This is a genomic window from Burkholderia sp. BCC0405 (genome assembly GCF_902833075.1).
Lineage (GTDB): Bacteria > Pseudomonadota > Gammaproteobacteria > Burkholderiales > Burkholderiaceae > Burkholderia.
This window is the reverse complement of the sequence record NZ_CADFEO010000013.1, coordinates 90,049-104,243: the sequence shown is the minus strand read 5'-3', so window position 1 is coordinate 104,243 and position 14,195 is coordinate 90,049. Positions and strand designations below refer to the sequence as shown.

The 14,195-nt window shown below is 67.8% G+C and carries 18 protein-coding genes; 8 read left to right on the top strand and 10 right to left on the bottom strand.

Going from position 1 to position 14,195, the window contains the following annotated elements; genetic code table 11:
• The first annotated feature begins 110 nt into the window (after positions 1-110).
• The gene (locus HWX36_RS22170) at positions 111-1,034 is read left to right on the top strand and encodes a LysR substrate-binding domain-containing protein (RefSeq protein WP_175954739.1); all 924 of its coding nucleotides are present in this window, start codon (positions 111-113) and stop codon (positions 1,032-1,034) included.
• Between the two features lie 52 nt (positions 1,035-1,086).
• Here the strand turns inward: HWX36_RS22170 and HWX36_RS22165 are convergent, their stop codons facing one another.
• The 3 genes from HWX36_RS22165 to HWX36_RS22155 form a co-directional block, all read right to left on the bottom strand.
• Positions 1,087-1,812: a hypothetical protein gene (locus tag HWX36_RS22165; RefSeq protein WP_175954737.1), complete on the bottom strand. Its 726-nt coding sequence runs from the start codon at positions 1,810-1,812 to the stop codon at positions 1,087-1,089.
• A 158-nt stretch (positions 1,813-1,970) separates the two neighbouring features.
• Positions 1,971-3,119, bottom strand: coding sequence for an exo-alpha-sialidase (locus tag HWX36_RS22160; protein WP_175954734.1), 1,149 nt, complete (start codon positions 3,117-3,119; stop codon positions 1,971-1,973).
• 52 nt (positions 3,120-3,171) lie between these two features.
• A complete protein-coding gene (locus HWX36_RS22155; RefSeq protein WP_175954732.1) occupies positions 3,172-3,441 on the bottom strand; it encodes a MoaD/ThiS family protein in 270 nt (89 codons plus the stop codon).
• Positions 3,442-3,711: 270 nt separating this feature from the next.
• On the opposite strand from HWX36_RS22155, the gene HWX36_RS22150 reads away from it, so the two are divergent.
• Complete coding sequence (locus HWX36_RS22150) at positions 3,712-4,077, top strand: ASCH domain-containing protein (protein ID WP_175954730.1); 366 nt, start codon at positions 3,712-3,714, stop codon at positions 4,075-4,077.
• Positions 4,078-4,146: 69 nt separating this feature from the next.
• Here the strand turns inward: HWX36_RS22150 and HWX36_RS22145 are convergent, their stop codons facing one another.
• Positions 4,147-4,545 (bottom strand): nuclear transport factor 2 family protein, encoded by a 399-nt coding sequence (locus tag HWX36_RS22145; protein ID WP_175954727.1) that lies wholly within the window; start codon positions 4,543-4,545, stop codon positions 4,147-4,149.
• A gap of 80 nt (positions 4,546-4,625) precedes the next feature.
• Between HWX36_RS22145 and HWX36_RS22140 the strand changes: the two genes are divergently transcribed.
• Positions 4,626-5,582: a LysR substrate-binding domain-containing protein gene (locus HWX36_RS22140; RefSeq protein WP_175954725.1), complete on the top strand. Its 957-nt coding sequence runs from the start codon at positions 4,626-4,628 to the stop codon at positions 5,580-5,582.
• A gap of 25 nt (positions 5,583-5,607) precedes the next feature.
• Here the strand turns inward: HWX36_RS22140 and HWX36_RS22135 are convergent, their stop codons facing one another.
• Positions 5,608-6,297 (bottom strand): aspartyl/asparaginyl beta-hydroxylase domain-containing protein, encoded by a 690-nt coding sequence (locus tag HWX36_RS22135; RefSeq protein ID WP_175954724.1) that lies wholly within the window; start codon positions 6,295-6,297, stop codon positions 5,608-5,610.
• Between the two features lie 242 nt (positions 6,298-6,539).
• On the opposite strand from HWX36_RS22135, the gene HWX36_RS22130 reads away from it, so the two are divergent.
• Together HWX36_RS22130 and HWX36_RS22125 are read left to right on the top strand one after the other, a co-directional pair.
• The gene (locus tag HWX36_RS22130) at positions 6,540-6,884 is read left to right on the top strand and encodes a DUF4148 domain-containing protein (protein WP_175954722.1); all 345 of its coding nucleotides are present in this window, start codon (positions 6,540-6,542) and stop codon (positions 6,882-6,884) included.
• Between the two features lie 71 nt (positions 6,885-6,955).
• Complete coding sequence (locus tag HWX36_RS22125; RefSeq protein WP_175954720.1) at positions 6,956-7,231, top strand: DUF4148 domain-containing protein; 276 nt, start codon at positions 6,956-6,958, stop codon at positions 7,229-7,231.
• Positions 7,232-7,370: 139 nt separating this feature from the next.
• Here HWX36_RS22125 and HWX36_RS37670 read toward each other — a convergent pair whose 3' ends face one another.
• From HWX36_RS37670 to HWX36_RS22110, 4 genes are all read right to left on the bottom strand, one after another.
• Complete coding sequence (locus HWX36_RS37670) at positions 7,371-7,502, bottom strand: hypothetical protein (RefSeq protein ID WP_279613393.1); 132 nt, start codon at positions 7,500-7,502, stop codon at positions 7,371-7,373.
• Positions 7,499-8,026, bottom strand: coding sequence for a cytochrome b (locus tag HWX36_RS22120; RefSeq protein ID WP_175954718.1), 528 nt, complete (start codon positions 8,024-8,026; stop codon positions 7,499-7,501). Before HWX36_RS22120 ends, HWX36_RS37670 begins: the two co-directional genes overlap by 4 nt.
• 70 nt (positions 8,027-8,096) lie before the next feature.
• The gene (locus HWX36_RS22115; protein ID WP_244136491.1) at positions 8,097-9,515 is read right to left on the bottom strand and encodes an ATP-binding protein; all 1,419 of its coding nucleotides are present in this window, start codon (positions 9,513-9,515) and stop codon (positions 8,097-8,099) included.
• A gap of 32 nt (positions 9,516-9,547) precedes the next feature.
• Positions 9,548-10,207, bottom strand: coding sequence for a response regulator (locus HWX36_RS22110; RefSeq protein ID WP_175954713.1), 660 nt, complete (start codon positions 10,205-10,207; stop codon positions 9,548-9,550).
• Positions 10,208-10,500: 293 nt separating this feature from the next.
• On the opposite strand from HWX36_RS22110, the gene HWX36_RS22105 reads away from it, so the two are divergent.
• The 3 genes from HWX36_RS22105 (at position 10,501) to HWX36_RS22095 (ending at position 13,168) form a co-directional block, all read left to right on the top strand.
• The gene (locus HWX36_RS22105) at positions 10,501-10,851 is read left to right on the top strand and encodes a hypothetical protein (protein ID WP_175954711.1); all 351 of its coding nucleotides are present in this window, start codon (positions 10,501-10,503) and stop codon (positions 10,849-10,851) included.
• A 62-nt stretch (positions 10,852-10,913) separates the two neighbouring features.
• Entirely contained in the window at positions 10,914-12,083 is a 1,170-nt protein-coding gene (gene hpnI, locus HWX36_RS22100) for a bacteriohopanetetrol glucosamine biosynthesis glycosyltransferase HpnI (protein WP_175954709.1), read from the top strand.
• Positions 12,080-13,168 carry a lysylphosphatidylglycerol synthase domain-containing protein gene (locus HWX36_RS22095; protein WP_175954707.1) on the top strand — a complete coding sequence of 363 codons (1,089 nt, stop codon included), beginning with the start codon at positions 12,080-12,082 and terminating at the stop codon, positions 13,166-13,168. Before hpnI ends, HWX36_RS22095 begins: the two co-directional genes overlap by 4 nt.
• A gap of 43 nt (positions 13,169-13,211) precedes the next feature.
• Here HWX36_RS22095 and denD read toward each other — a convergent pair whose 3' ends face one another.
• A complete protein-coding gene (denD, locus tag HWX36_RS22090) occupies positions 13,212-14,183 on the bottom strand; it encodes a D-erythronate dehydrogenase (RefSeq protein ID WP_175954704.1) in 972 nt (323 codons plus the stop codon).
• Positions 14,184-14,195 lie beyond the last annotated feature (12 nt).

The window sequence follows — 14,195 nt, the reverse complement described above, 5'->3', positions numbered from 1 at the left end:
GTGCCGCGACGTCCCGCAAGGCTATTCGCGTTGCACGCCCGCTTCAATTCACCTAATCTCACCCGGATTCAATTGAATTCAACCCGGCCCGATCCGGCCCGCGAGGCCCCGTGTTCTCGAAAATCCCCCTGACTGCATTGCGTGTATTCGAGTCGTCGGCGCGGCTCGGCGCGTTCAAGGCCGCCGCGGACGAACTGTCCGTGACGCCGGCCGCCGTGTCGCACCAGATCAAGTCGCTCGAAAGCCGGCTCGGCGTGCTGCTGTTCGAGCGCGGTGCGAGCGGTGTGAGACTCACGGACGAAGGCGAGCGCCTGTTCCGAGCGAGTCACGATGCACTGCTCGCATTGAGCCGCGGGCTCGACGCGGTGCGGCCCGAGGCGACCGGCGAGCGCACGCTCGTGCTGACCACCACGCCCGCGTTCGCCGCGATGTGGCTGATTCCGCGCCTCGGCCGGTTTCGTCGTGTCGATCCGCACCTGCACGTCAAGGTCGAAACCGGCAACACGCTCGCGGATCTCGAACGCGATGCGCGGATCGATCTCGCGATTCGCGCAACGTCGCGCACGTTTCCGGCGCTGCACGAGATTGCGCTGATCGACGAGTATTTCGGCGCGTATGCGGCGGCCGGGTTCGACGCGCATTGCACGGACGAGCCGCTCGACCTGATCGAGACCGTGTGGGATACGCCGCTGCCGGTGTCGGTCGACTGGGCGTCGTGGTGTCGCGCGGCTGGACGCGAAGCGTGGCTCGAGCGCGCGGTGTTTCGCCACTACGACGACGAGCATTACGCGTTGCAGGCGGTACTGCATGGGCAGGGCATCGCGCTGCTCAGCTCCGTGCTGGCTGCCGAGCATGTCGCGCATGGGGCATTGGCGCCGATCGAGCCGTCGGTGCGGATGGCGGGCGCGCGTTTTGTCGCGCTGTGCCGGCCCGGGCGGGAGCGCGAGCCGCAGGTCAGGTCGTTTCTGGACTGGCTCGAGGCGGAGATTGCGCAGACGCGGGAGGCGGTGGGGCGGATGGGGGGAGGGGGCTGAGCGGGAACGCAAGGTCGCACCGCGCATCACGCGCAGGCGGGTGCCGCGCCGGTCATTCCACGACGCGTATCGGCTTCGCGAGCGTCGCGTCGCAATGCCAGCTTCGGTCGCGTATCGTCGCGACCTGCGCGACGGCCGGGCTGCGCCATACGCCGGGCAGCTTGCAGGTGCGGCGGGCCGCGCGTTTCGTGGGGGCTTCGTCGCCAGGGAGCGGTGCGTGGCTGTCATGTACGTCTCCCGTCAACGCATTGACGCTCGTATGGGATTCGCTGCTGCCGCCGCCGTCCCAGCGGAAGTCCCAACTGTACGCGTCCCATCCCGCGACGATCCATTGGCCGTTGCGCGTCGTCACGCGCCAGGTTTCGCCCCAGCGTAAGGGGCCGCCGCCGCCATCGTTCCGCACGATCAGCGAACCGTGGCTGACGTCGAGCCCCTGATAAGGGTCGCCCATCATGCCGCCGTCGCCCGGCCCCATCGCGATCGCGTCGTTCGTCAGCACGCGCTTGCCGTCGACGAAGATACGCAGGCGCCGCGGGCCGTCGGGCTGCCCGCGCAGCACGTCGATGCAGGCGGTCACGGGCTGGGTCGAGCCGAACGCACCCTGTATGCTGTCGTCGAGTTCGTAGCCGGCGTCGACCTTGCCGCACGGCTCGTCGTCGGTGTGTGGCACGGCGCCCTGTGCAGCGGCGGAGGTGGCGAGGACGGCGAACGCAAGCAGCGCACGCAGGCTGCGCGGCGCCGCGTCGAAACGCTCGGGAAACGACCGGAGAAATCGCATGGCGACAGGGTGATGAAAGGCCGGGCGTGCAGTGTAAGCGATTCGGCGACCCGATCGGGCTGCTTGCGGATGCGCCGTTCCCCGACGAGCGGGCCACTGCACTTTGAATCGGCTTCGACGCCCCGAAGTGGGCCGTCGACCGGCCCGCCCACCCACCGTCACCCGAACCTGACGCAATAAACCGGTGGCAAATGCGCAGACACCAACCGCCAGTTTTCGCCGCCGTCACCGGACGTCCATAACCCGCCAGTGGTCGATCCCATCGCGAGGCGCGTGCCGGTGTCATCGATCGCGAGCCCGTGCCGATACACGAGGTCGTACGCCGGCGCACTCGGCAACCCGTTCGCGAATTGCTCGAAACTGCGCCCGCCGTCGCGCGTGCGCGTGACGACGAATCGCCCGTCCACCGGAATCCGGCACGCGTCCTTCACGGCGGGCACGAACCACGCGGTGTCCGGTTCGCGCGGGTGCACGGCGACCGCGAAGCCGAAGCTCGACGGTTGCGCGTCGATCCGCCTCCAGTGTTCGGCGCCGTCGGTCGAGCGGAAGATCGCGCAGTGATGCTGCGTCCATAGCACGTCCGGGTTGGCCGCGCACTGCACGACGCGGTGCGGGTCCTGCATGTTCGGTTCGCCGCGCCGCTCGGGCGGCATGTAGTCGGCTTCCATGCTGTCGGCGGTCACGCGCCATGTCGCGCCGCCGTCGGTGGTTTGCCACACGCCGCCGCACGAGATGCCGATCGTCACGTGCCGGCTGTCGCGCGGATCGACCATCACCGAATGGATGCCCGGCGCATCGTATCCGCCGCCGCCCCATTCGGCGCGCTCCGGGCGATCCCACAATGCCCGGTTGAGCGCCCAGGAACGGCCGCCGTCGTCGGAGCGGAACAGCCCGCCGGGAATCGTGCCGGCCCACAGCACGCCCGGCTCGTCGGCGCCGCCGGCTTCGAGCGACCAGATCTGCTGAAGCGACCACGGGGCGCGCGGTGGCGCGGGCGGCGCATCGTCCTCGTCGTTCGTGGCCGCGCCGGTATCGTTGCGCCCTGGCGCTTCGTCGGCCGGTTGCGGCGGGTAGACGGGCACGGCGCACTCTTCCCAGTCGGACGCGCCCGCCCGCCGGCGATGCAGCTTCACGCCGAAATGGCCGAGATTGAGCGCGGCGTACAGCGTGCCGTCGCGCGGATCGGCCAGCGTCATGCTGACCGGTTCGCCGGGGAAGTGCGGCGCGTCGAGCGACCAGCCGCCGTGGCCATCGTGCTGCAGAACGAACAGTCCCTTGCGGGTGGCAACTAGCAATCGATCGCTCATGTCTCGTGTCCTTGGCGGTGCCATGCAAAACCCGAATGCAGATCCCTCGTTCCTACCCGCCGGAAAGCGCCTGCACGACGTAAACGCGGCTGGCATCCCCGAGCGCGTCGGACAGACGTTGCCGGTCGCGTATCGGCTGGCCGTCGATGAAGACCGACAGGTGCTTTCGCAGCGAACCCTGGTCGTCGAGGATATAGCCGCGCAGGCGCGGCAGCTCGCTGAAAACGGTGTCGAATGCCTCGCCGACCGAGCGGGCATCGACGTCGCGCTCGGGCGTTTCGATATGCCGCTGGATCGACGCGGCGAAGAAGAGGTGCGCCATGACGGGGGCGGAAGAGAGGCGAAGGGACGGTCTGTAGTTTAGGCGATCCGCCGGGCGTTTCAGGGCCGCGCCAAATGTCGGCGGCAGGCCGTCGGCGACATAACGGGGTCGAAAGACATCGGCCCTTGACAACGCGATCGCCGTGCCCGTCGACAGGATTCGGCGAATCCGCAACAATCGTGCCCCGACCGTGGCTGCACGCCTGTCCTGACCGAGAGGTTGCCTGACGGCCACGCAACGAATGCCAATTGACTGCAGGAAATATCCGTCATGCCACGACTGGCCCTGTCGATCGTCACGCCCGCCGTCGACGACATTCTCGCGGGACGCAAGCAGGTCGAAATCCGCTCCTGGGCGCCGCCGGCCATCCCGTTGACCGACCTCGTGCTGGTGCAGAACACGATCTATCTGCGCGAGGACGGGCAGGAAGATCCGGACGGCGTTGCGCTCGCGTTGGTCGACGTCGTGGGCGTGCACGACTGGACACCCGACGAAGCACGCTCGCAAGGCAAGCAATGGTGTGCCGGATACGTGTGCTGGGAGTTGACGAACATACGGGCGATCGACCCGCCGTTCCGGTGCGCGGCGAAACGCGGCGTCTATCGGCTGGATGTCGCGCAGTGTCATGCGTCGTGACACCGCGTCCCCTTCCGGGAACGACGGAGCCGACACGCAGGTGCGTCACGCAGCTATCGGGAAGTTGTACTACGCATATTTGTCGCCAACCGTCTCCCTGATCGGATGCGTGTCGTACACGATGACCATGCGCTCGACGAGCCCGTTGATGTCGAACTCGAACACGTCGACGCATTCGAATTGCACGGCGGTGCCGTCCTTCAGCCCCCAGTCGTAGACGAAGTAACCGGTTGCCCGTCGTGCGCCGGTCGCGCTGACGCAGATGTCGATCGCCGTGATCCGGCTTTGTCCGGATGCCGCAACGACCTTGTCGAAGAACGGCTTCGGCTGCATCCAGCCGAGAAACGGAGAAAAAATCCGTGCATCCGGCGTGAACAGCGCGCAGATCGACTCGACGTCGCCGCGCTCGAGCGCCTTCAGGTAGGTGTCGACCTGCTGCGTGTATAGTGCCTTCGACGACGAGACCATTCTCTTTCTCCGCTGATTGTTGACGAGCCGGGCCGCGACAGGCGATGCGTACCGGGCGCAACCACGATAGCGATGCAGCGATGTCCGAACAATCGAAAAATCCGCAACCCGGGCATGCGGCCCGTGCATACCCGCTCGCCGAACTCACGCGAGCGCTGCCGCCATTGACGGCGTTCCAGGCATTCGTCGCCGCCGCCGAACTGGGCAGCTTCAGCCGGGCCGCCGATCACCTGTGCAGGACACAGGGTGCGGTGAGCCGTCAGGTGCAGCAACTGGAAGCGCATTACAAGTGCGCGCTGTTCGTGCGACAAGCGTCGGGGCTGGCGCTCACAGCGGAAGGCGGCGCGTTGCTGACGGTGGCCGTCGACGTCCTGACGCGGCTGGCACGTCACGCGGAGGCGCATAGCGGCGTCGCTCCGGTTCTCACGCTGCGGTTGCCGTCGACCTTCGCGATCCGCTGGCTGCTGCCGCGTCTTCCGGCGATCAATCGCGCGCTCCCGCGGACCGAACTGCGTATCCAGACGTCGGCGGACGACACGCCGGATTTCGCCGGAACCGACGTCGACGCGATCGTCGTGCGCGGGGCCGGGCGCTGGGCCGGCATGGTGTCGGTTCCGCTGTTTGCAGAGCGGCTGACGCCGATGTGTACCGGCACGCTGGCCGCTTCGTTGAAATCGATCGACGACCTTGCGCAGGCCACCTTGCTGCATCCCGCCCGCGGGCATGAAGAGTGGCGCTGCTGGCTCGCCGCCGTCGGCGCGACGGAGGTCGATCCGGAAGCCGGGCTCGTGCTGGACACGCTCGAGTTGACGCTCACTGCCGCCGAGCAGGGGCACGGCGTGGCGATCGGCGACCCGCGCATGGCCCGGGACCGGCTCGCGGCCGGGACGCTGGTGGCCCCCTTCGGCGACGTTGTGGACAACGGTCTCGGTTATTTTCTCGTGTACCCGTCGCCGCGCGCGACGCAACCCAGGATTCGCGCGCTGACGTCGATCCTGACTGAGATGGCGCAGGACGATTCGCCGTGCATGGCGTGACGGGAATCCGTGGCGCTCACAGGCCCTAGACCGGAATCGACCGCCCGCGCATCCTGATCCCGAGCCGCACGACGCCGATCACCGCATTCGACAGCCACGTGAGCAGGCGCGGCATCCCGCGCCGGCGGATATCGAGCAGCAGCACGATCCGCACGGCGTCGCTGTCGTTCCACACCTCGTGCATGAATGTGTCGTCCCACAGCAGGAAACGTCCTTCCTCGAGCCGGTATTCGTGGCCGTCGATTTTCAGCACGGCGGCCGGCGTGCCGTCCGCGCGCGTCGGCATCGACAGCACGAGATAGCCACGCAGGATGCCGCGAAACGGCCCGCGATGCGGTGGAACGTGCTTGCCGGGCGCGAGGAACGACAGCGATGCGGACAGCACGTCCGGCGACGCCGCAACGATCGATGCGATGGTCGGGCAGCGCGACAGGTTGCGCGGGAACGGTTGGCCGTACGCCTGCATGATGAACATCCGCCAGTCGCGTGCGTCGTTGGCCGAGATGTCGTACTGCTCGCGCATGATCTCGTGAAAGCGCGGGATGCGCGGCATGTCGCGCGCCACGGCGAATGCCTCTGCCTGGATGTCGGTCCACGCCCGGACGAAACGCTCGGCGTCGGGAAACGCGGCCGTGTCGAGCACCGCGCCGCCGTCGATATGGCGGTCGTACAGCGTGCGCAGCAGGCTGGCTGCATAGTCGTAAGCGACGGACATGGTCGATCGAGGGGCGATCCGTAGGGGGCGACGTCAGTCTGCCCGAAGCGCGGCGGGCGCTGCGTTACGTCAGGTTACGCCGGCTGACGAAAGAATGACAGTTTCATGAACGTCCATCCCGGCATTCCCGGCGCCGGAGAAGCCGCGTGATCCGGGCTGCGCGACGCGCGGGAATAAACGCACGCGCTCCGTCGTCATACGGGTGTAGCACATCGTCTCGTTGACTTCTCAAGGAGTGGAACATGAACACGCATTGGCTGGTGGCTGCCGCGGTGGCGGCGATTTCGCTTGCGGGTATCGCGACGCAAGCATCCGCACAGGAATTGACGCGCGCGCAGGTCAGGCAGGAACTGATCGATGCCGAACACAACGGGCTGCGCTTCGTGACCGATACGTCGTATCCGGACGTGAGCCCGCTGTTCCAGCGGCAGGTCGAACGGATGCCGCAGCATCAGGCCGGCACGGCGGTCGGCAGCGATCCGGCCGCGTCATCCGACGCGGGCAAGCCGGCGACGATGTCGCCGCGCCAAGGTTCTGCCGCCTGCGTTGGCCCCGCGAGCTTCTGCACGATCTATTTCGGAAGCTGACGCAGCCGCCTGCGTTTGCAGGTCGGGCATTCAACCAGGTTGATCGATACGGAACATTGAAGGAGTTCATGATGAAAACCTATATCGCAGTACTGACGATGATTGGCGCGATCGTCGGTCAGTCGGCCTTCGCGCAATCGGCCGCACCGCTGACGCGCGCGCAGGTGCGCAACGAATTGATGCGTCTGGAAGCAGCCGGGTACGACCCGGCGAAGGGTGACGAAGGCGAGTATCCGGCGGACATCCAGGCGGCGCAAGCGAAGCTTGCCGAGCAGGACCGGGCCCGGATGGCGGCTGCCGCACCGCATGCACCGGCCCCCGATACGCCGGCGCAGACCAGCAACTAGGTGTCGATATGGTCTTGTGCGACTTCAGGCCGCTGTGTTCTCGGCACGGCAGGACGGCACCCGTTGGTGCCGCTCGACGCGGAAAAAGGGCGCCGGCGGCGCTGCCCGTCATCGCGCGCCGCTTCGCGCGGCGCCGCGATCATCTCGTCAGCCGCATGCGAGCGTCGGGTGCGTCGTTCGCGCGATGAAGCGCAACGAAGACGGTATCGGCCTCGGCGGCAACCCGGTTCATGCGCGCGATGGCATGCCGTGCCGTCAGCGTGGCAATCACCAGGGCATCATGCGCTGCACGACCTGATCGCGCAGCACGAAGCGATGCGCCAGCGCGGCTGCGACGTGCAGGCAAATGCCGCCGAACAGCACCCATGCGAGGACGCCGTGCACGTCGCCCATCGCGTGGCCGAATCCGGAGCCGGCCGCCGACAGCGCGGGCAACGGCACGATCCCGAACAGCGTCACGCCCCATGCGCGCGACGACGCGTTGATCCAGCCGAGCAGCGGCACCGCGATCAGCAGCGCGTAGAGCGCGACATGCGTGACACCCGACAGCGCGCGCATCGCGGGCGGCAGGTCGCTCGCGGGCGGGCGATGCGTCGCGCGCCACAGCACGCGACAAGCCATCGCGGCGAGCAGCGCGGTTCCCACGAGGAGGTGCGCGGCGATCAGGCCGATGGGCTGCGTATCGCGATGCACGTCGGGCATCGTCCAGCCGATCGCATACTGCGCGACGACGAGTGCGACGATCAGCCAGTGAAGCAAGCGTGCAACGGTGTCATATCGGGCGGGCGTGGGCATGAAGACTCCTGGCGGACGACGGGGACGGTATGGGTCGGGTGGATTCTACTGCCGCATCCTTAACGAAACGTTAAGCGCGCGGCATCGCGCGCGACGATCCGTCGTCGGGCGTGCCGGCCGGCACCGATCCGCCCGCGTCCGCCGACGGCAGCGCAATCGCGACGCCGAGGCCCTGGCCGCCGATGCCGGCTCCGAACTGCACGGTGCCGCCGAAGTACTGTGCGATGCGCGTAACGATCGATAGCCCGAGTCCGCTGCCGGGCGACTGCGCGCCGCTGCCGCGATAGAAGCGGTCGCCGAGCCGCTCGTGCTCGTCGAGCGCGACGCCCGGGCCGTCGTCGCGCACGACGATGCGTTGCAGCGCGCCGTCGTCATGCACGGCGAGTTCGATGCGGCCGCCTTGACGGCCGTACTTGATGGCGTTGTCGACGAGGTTGTCGAGCAGGATGCCGATCAGGATCGGATCGGCCTCGATCGCCTGTCCGGACACGGTGCCGGCCACGAGGTCGATGGCCTTGTCCGATGCCTTCGCGAGATGGCGATCGACGGCGGCATCGACGAGTTCGCGAACGACGACGGCGTGCGTCGGAATGCACTCGTACTCGTCGAGCCGCGCGAGCAGCAGCAACTGCTCGGCGAGCCGCGCGCTGCGGTCGACGCCTTGAACGACCCGCTGCATCGCCAGCTGCTTGCAAGCCGGATCGTCGGTCGCGATCGCCACCTGGGCCTGGACCTTGATCGCGGCCAGCGGCGTCTTGAGTTCGTGCGCGGCGTCGGACGTGAACGCGCGCTCGCGCACGATCGATTGCCGCAGCCTGGCCAGCAGGCGGTCGATCGCGTCGACCAGCGCGCGCACTTCGTCCGGCACGGTGGCGATGCCGAGCGGTTCGAGCGATCGCGCGTCGCGCGCGCCGATCAGCGCCGACAGCGTTTTCAACGGCGCGAGACCGCGCCCGATCAGGTACCAGAGGAGGAGCGCCAGCACCGGGAGTGCAGCGATCAGCGGCAGGACGATGCCGCGCGCGATGCCGGTCGCCAGATCGCTGCGCGTATTGGCGATCTCCATCACGCGTATCCAGCGCCCCGACGCGTTGTCGCGCAACGTGTGCGTGCGCCAGCGCGCATCGTGAATGACGATCGTTTCCGGGATGCCGCGCGGGTTGCGGATATCCGGCAATCCGGCCGCTTCGGCCGGGAGGCTCGACGCGACCACGTTACCTCGCGCGTCGCGCACCTCGAACAGGACGTCGCGCGGCAGGCGATCGCCATCGGTTTCAGGGCCGGATCTTGCGTTGCCGCGATCCAGTTCGACGCGTGCGTCCGGCGGAACACGGGCGAGGCGCTCGAGGTCGGCGGGCGACAGATCGACCAGCAGCGACGCATATTCGACGAGGCGGGCGTCTTCCCATTCGCCGATCTCGCGTGTCGCGTAGCGGAAGCTGCCGAATACGGCGACGAGCCATACGACGGTCACGCAGCCGAGCGCCATCGATGAAACTCTGCGCCGTATCGACCGGGAGATCATGCGAGGTCGACAACGTAGCCGATGCCGCGGACGGTGCGGATCAGTTCCGCGCCGAGCTTCTTGCGCAGATTCGAAATATGGACCTCGATTACATTGCTTTCGATGCCTTCCTGCCAGCCGTACAGGGTGTCTTCGAGACGCGCGCGCGACTGCGGCGCGCCCGGGTGGCTGACGAGCTGAACCAGAATGGCCCACTCGCGCGAGGTCAGTGCGATGCGCGATGCGTCGCGTGTCACCGTGTGGGCGGTCAGGTCGATCGTGATGTCGCGCCACACGATTTCGTCGCCGGCGCGGCCCTGCGACCGGCGCACAAGCGCACGGCAGCGGGCGAGCACCTCGGTCAGCTCGAACGGTTTCGCGAGATAGTCGTCCGCGCCGTCGTCGAGGCCGCGAACCCGGTCGGCCACCGTGCCGCGCGCGGTCAGCACCAGCACGGGGACCGTGTCGCCCGCGTTTCGCAACGCACGCAGCAGTTCCGTGCCCGATTTTCCCGGCAGGCCGAGATCGAGCACGACGAGCGCGAAGCGCGTCGTCGCGAGCGCCGCGGCGGCCGCGCGACCGTCGCGCAACCAGTCGACGTGATAGCCGGCCTGGCTCAGGCTGATCTCGAGACCGCTGCCGATCAGGTCGTCGTCTTCAACAAGGAGGAGTCGCATGGTCGATTCGGGTGCAGGTGGGTGCGATTGTACGAGTGCAACCGTGCATGCCGTGCAACGGATTGTAATTGTGCTGCATCAAGCTTCCCGCGATTCTGAAGAAGGCTTAAGGTTTGCCGCAGTTAATCCCGCTACCATCGGCCACAACAGTTCTCGGGTTGTTTTCCGCTTCCCCGGATCCCGAACCGGGTCACGCATGTCCGGCACAAGTCGCACGTGCTTGCCCGTCAATCCGCGACCTTCCAATCGATCGCCGATCGACGCGAGTCGTCCGTACGGGAGATTCATTCCTCATGACATCCTCGACGATCGAGCGATGGCGCGCCCACCTGCTGATCGCCGCGCTGGCCGGCCTGTTCATTCAGTGTTTCGTGCTGGTGTCGTGGCTTGCCTGGCGCATACCCGAAGCATTTTTCACGACGATGACGTTTCGCATCTGGGTCGTCATCGCGGTCGCCACCGCGATCCTTTCGGCCCGCAAGCTTGCCGATGTCGCGTTCCGGGCCGCGCTCGCGTGCGGCTACGTGTGTGTGACAGGAATCGATCGCCGCACGGTAGTTGTGTCATCTGATTGCGCGTACCGTCGCTTGGTCATCCTTCACATCCGGCTCCACGGGAATCGATACGGCGGCGCGCACGGGTGAACCCGCGTGCGCGCGGCGGCTTCCGGGTGCCACGGACGTACGGGTCACCACTGGGGAGAAGCATGGTTTTGCTGCATGTGCTGAGCGCGCTGGCCGGGGCAGTGTCGATCGTCTGCGGGCTGGGCGTATTACTGGGCATTGCATACACGATCACGGCGAGCGTGCTGGTCGGCCGGTTCTTTTCCCGGGCGGCGGCCGAGCCGCGCGATTATCCGGGCGTCACCGTCGCGAAGCCGCTGCACGGCGACGAGTGGCAGCTCGTACAGCATCTCGAAAGCTTCTTCGTGCAGAATTATCCGGGGCCGGTCCAGCACCTGTTCGGCGTGCACGATGCGAACGACAAGGCCCTCGCGGCCGTCGAGACGCTGCGTGCGCGCTACCCGGACGCGAACATCAAGGTCGTCGCCGATGCGCGGCTGTACGGGCCGAACCGCAAGATCGCCAATCTCGTGAACATGCTCGAACACGCGGAGTATTCGGTGCTCTGTCTCGCCGACAGCGACGTGCTGGTCGAGCGCGATTATTTGCGCGCCGTCGTCGGCGCGCTGCAGCAGCCGGATGTCGGCATCGTGACGAGCGTGTATCGCGGCATCGCATCGCCGGGCTTCTGGCCCGGTATCGCCGTCGCGATGACGAACTACCATTTCCTGCCGGGCGTCATTACCGGGCTCTTCATCGGGCGCGCACGGCCCTGCTTTGGCCAGACGATTGCGATCACGCGCGCGACGCTCGAACGCATCGGCGGGCTCACGCGTTTCGCGCATCACCTTGCCGAGGATCATGCGTTGGGCGAGGCGGTGCGGCAGGCGGGCGCGCAGGTCGTCGTTCCGCCGTTCGTCGTCGGGCATGCGTGTGTCGAGGAGACGTTCGCGAAGCTGTACGCACACGAGTTGCGCTGGAGCTGCACGATCCGCGCGGCGGACCGGCTCGGTCACGCCGGCTCGGTGTTGATGCACCCGGTGCCGCTGGCGCTGCTGGCGCTGTTGTTCTCCGGCGGCACGACCGCCACGTGCGGGCTGATGGCCTCGGCGCTCGGCGCGCGGGCGCTGCTGATGCTGAGAACGAGCCGGGCGACCGGCGCGGGCCTGCGCGGCGCGCTGTGGCTGCCGTTCGTCGATCTCCTGCAGTTCTTCGTGTTCGTGTCGAGCTTCTTCTCGTCGCATGTCGTGTGGCGCGGCACGCGCTTTCGCGTCGACCGGGAAGGCCTGCTGTCGCCCGCGAGCGAATCATGACGACACGGACGAACCCCGGCGTGGATGCTGCGGAGCGGAACGCCGCGCGGGGCGACGCACGCCTGCGCCATGTGGGGCAGGTGGCGGCGCTGGGCGGGCTCGCGCTCGCCGTATGGCTGATCTGGCACGAGCATCCGCTGGCAGTCCTGCATCGCCTGCAGGTCGCCGGCGCGGGGCTGTTGCTCGCGGCACTGGCCCACATCCTGCCGATGCTGGCGAATGCGTGGGACTGGCGGATGCTGATCCGCGGCCCGCGCCGGCCGTCGTTCGCGACGATGCTGAAGCTCGTGTGGATTCGCGAATCGATCAACGGCTTGTTGCCGGTCGCGCGGATCGGCGGCGAGATCGTGTCGTTCGGCCTGCTGCGGCAGGCGGGCGTGCGGCCGGCAACCGCCGTCGCCAGCCTCGTCGCCGACATGCAGCTGACGCTGATCAGTCAGCTCGTGTTCGCGCTGGTTGCGATCGGCTACGTGCTTGAGCATGTGTCGTCCGACGCCGCGCGGGTGGCCGCGAATCTCGCGATCGGCATGGCCGCGCTGGTGCCGGTGCTGCTGCTGTTCGCGCTGGTGCAGCATGCGCGGCCGTTCGAACGCGCGATGCGCGTGCTCAACCGCGTCACGAGCGGCAAGGTGGTGGCGCTGGTCGGCGAATCGGCGCGCACCGATCAGTCGATCCGGATGATCTGGAGAAGGACCGGCATCGTCGTGCGCTATCTCGCGATCTGGCAGACGTTGCAGTTCGTGGGCTACGCGCTGGAAATCTGGCTGGCGCTGTATTTCCTCGGTGCGGAGCCGACCTTTGCGCAGGCGCTCGCGATCGAGGCGTTGATCCAGCTCGTGAGCAGCATCGCGTTCCTGATGCCGGGCGGCCTCGGTGTGCAGGAGGGCGGGTTCGTGCTGATCGGCGGGCTGCTCGGGTTCGACCCGCCGACCTGTCTCGCACTGGCCGGCGCCCGCCGCGTGCGCGACCTGCTGTTTTATCTGCCGGGCCTGCTCGCGTGGCAGTGGGCGGCCGGTTCGGCGAACCGGTCGGGCGGAACGCAACGCGCGTCGTTGCCCATCGGCGAATCCGCCCGGCCGCGTTGATGCGACCGGGGCGCCGGTGCCCGCGCGGCCGCCGGCGCGGGCATCAGCGCCGTTCGTCGGCGAGATGGCTGCGGATCACGTCCGCGAACGACGTATCGCCCTTCAGCCCGAGCGCTTGCGCACGCGACGTATCCCAGCGGCCCGGCCAGCTGCCGACGATCTTCTCGACGCGCTCGTCCGGCACATGGCGGATCAGCTTCACGACGTCGTCGCCCGCGACGTCGCGCAGGGCCGCGATCATTTCGTCGACCGATACCGACAGGCCGGGCAGGTTGATCACGCGTTTGTTGCCGAGCTTCGCGCTGTCGATCTCGCAGCCCGCGACGAGCGCCTCGATCGCGCCGCGCGGCGACAGCAGCCACAGCCGCGTCGAACCCGGCACCGGGCATACGCTTTCCTCACCGTTCAGCGGCTCGCGGATGATGCCGCTCGCGAACGACGACGCAGCCGCGTTCGGGCGGCCCGGCCGCACGCTGATCGTCGGCAACCGCAGCACGCGGCCATCGACGAAGCCGCGCCGCGCGTAGTCGCACAGCAGCAGTTCGGCGATCGCCTTCTCGGCGCCGTACGACGATTGCGGGTTCAGCGCGGTGTCGTCCTGCACGATGTCCGGCAGCGTGCCGCCATAGACCGCGACGGAGCTCGTGAACACGACGCGCGGCTGGTGGCCGCGCGCGCGGCACACTTCGAGCAGCGTGCGCGACGCGTCGAGGTTGATCCGCATGCCGAGATCGAAATCCGCTTCGGCCTGCCCGCTGACGATCGCCGCGAGGTGGAAGATCGCGCCGGTGTGCGTGTCGATCGCGCTTTCGAGCACCGCGCGATCGGCGATGTCGCCGACGATCGACGTCACGCGTGCGTCGCGGAAATCGCTGCCTGCGACGACGTCGAGCAGCACCAGCTCGTCGATCTTCTCGCGGCGGCCGTCTGGGCCGGCCAGTTCGCCGCGCTCGAGCAGCTTGCGCGCGAGACGCTGGCCGAGAAAGCCGGCGCCGCCGGTGATCAGTACTTTCATGTTCTTTATCCT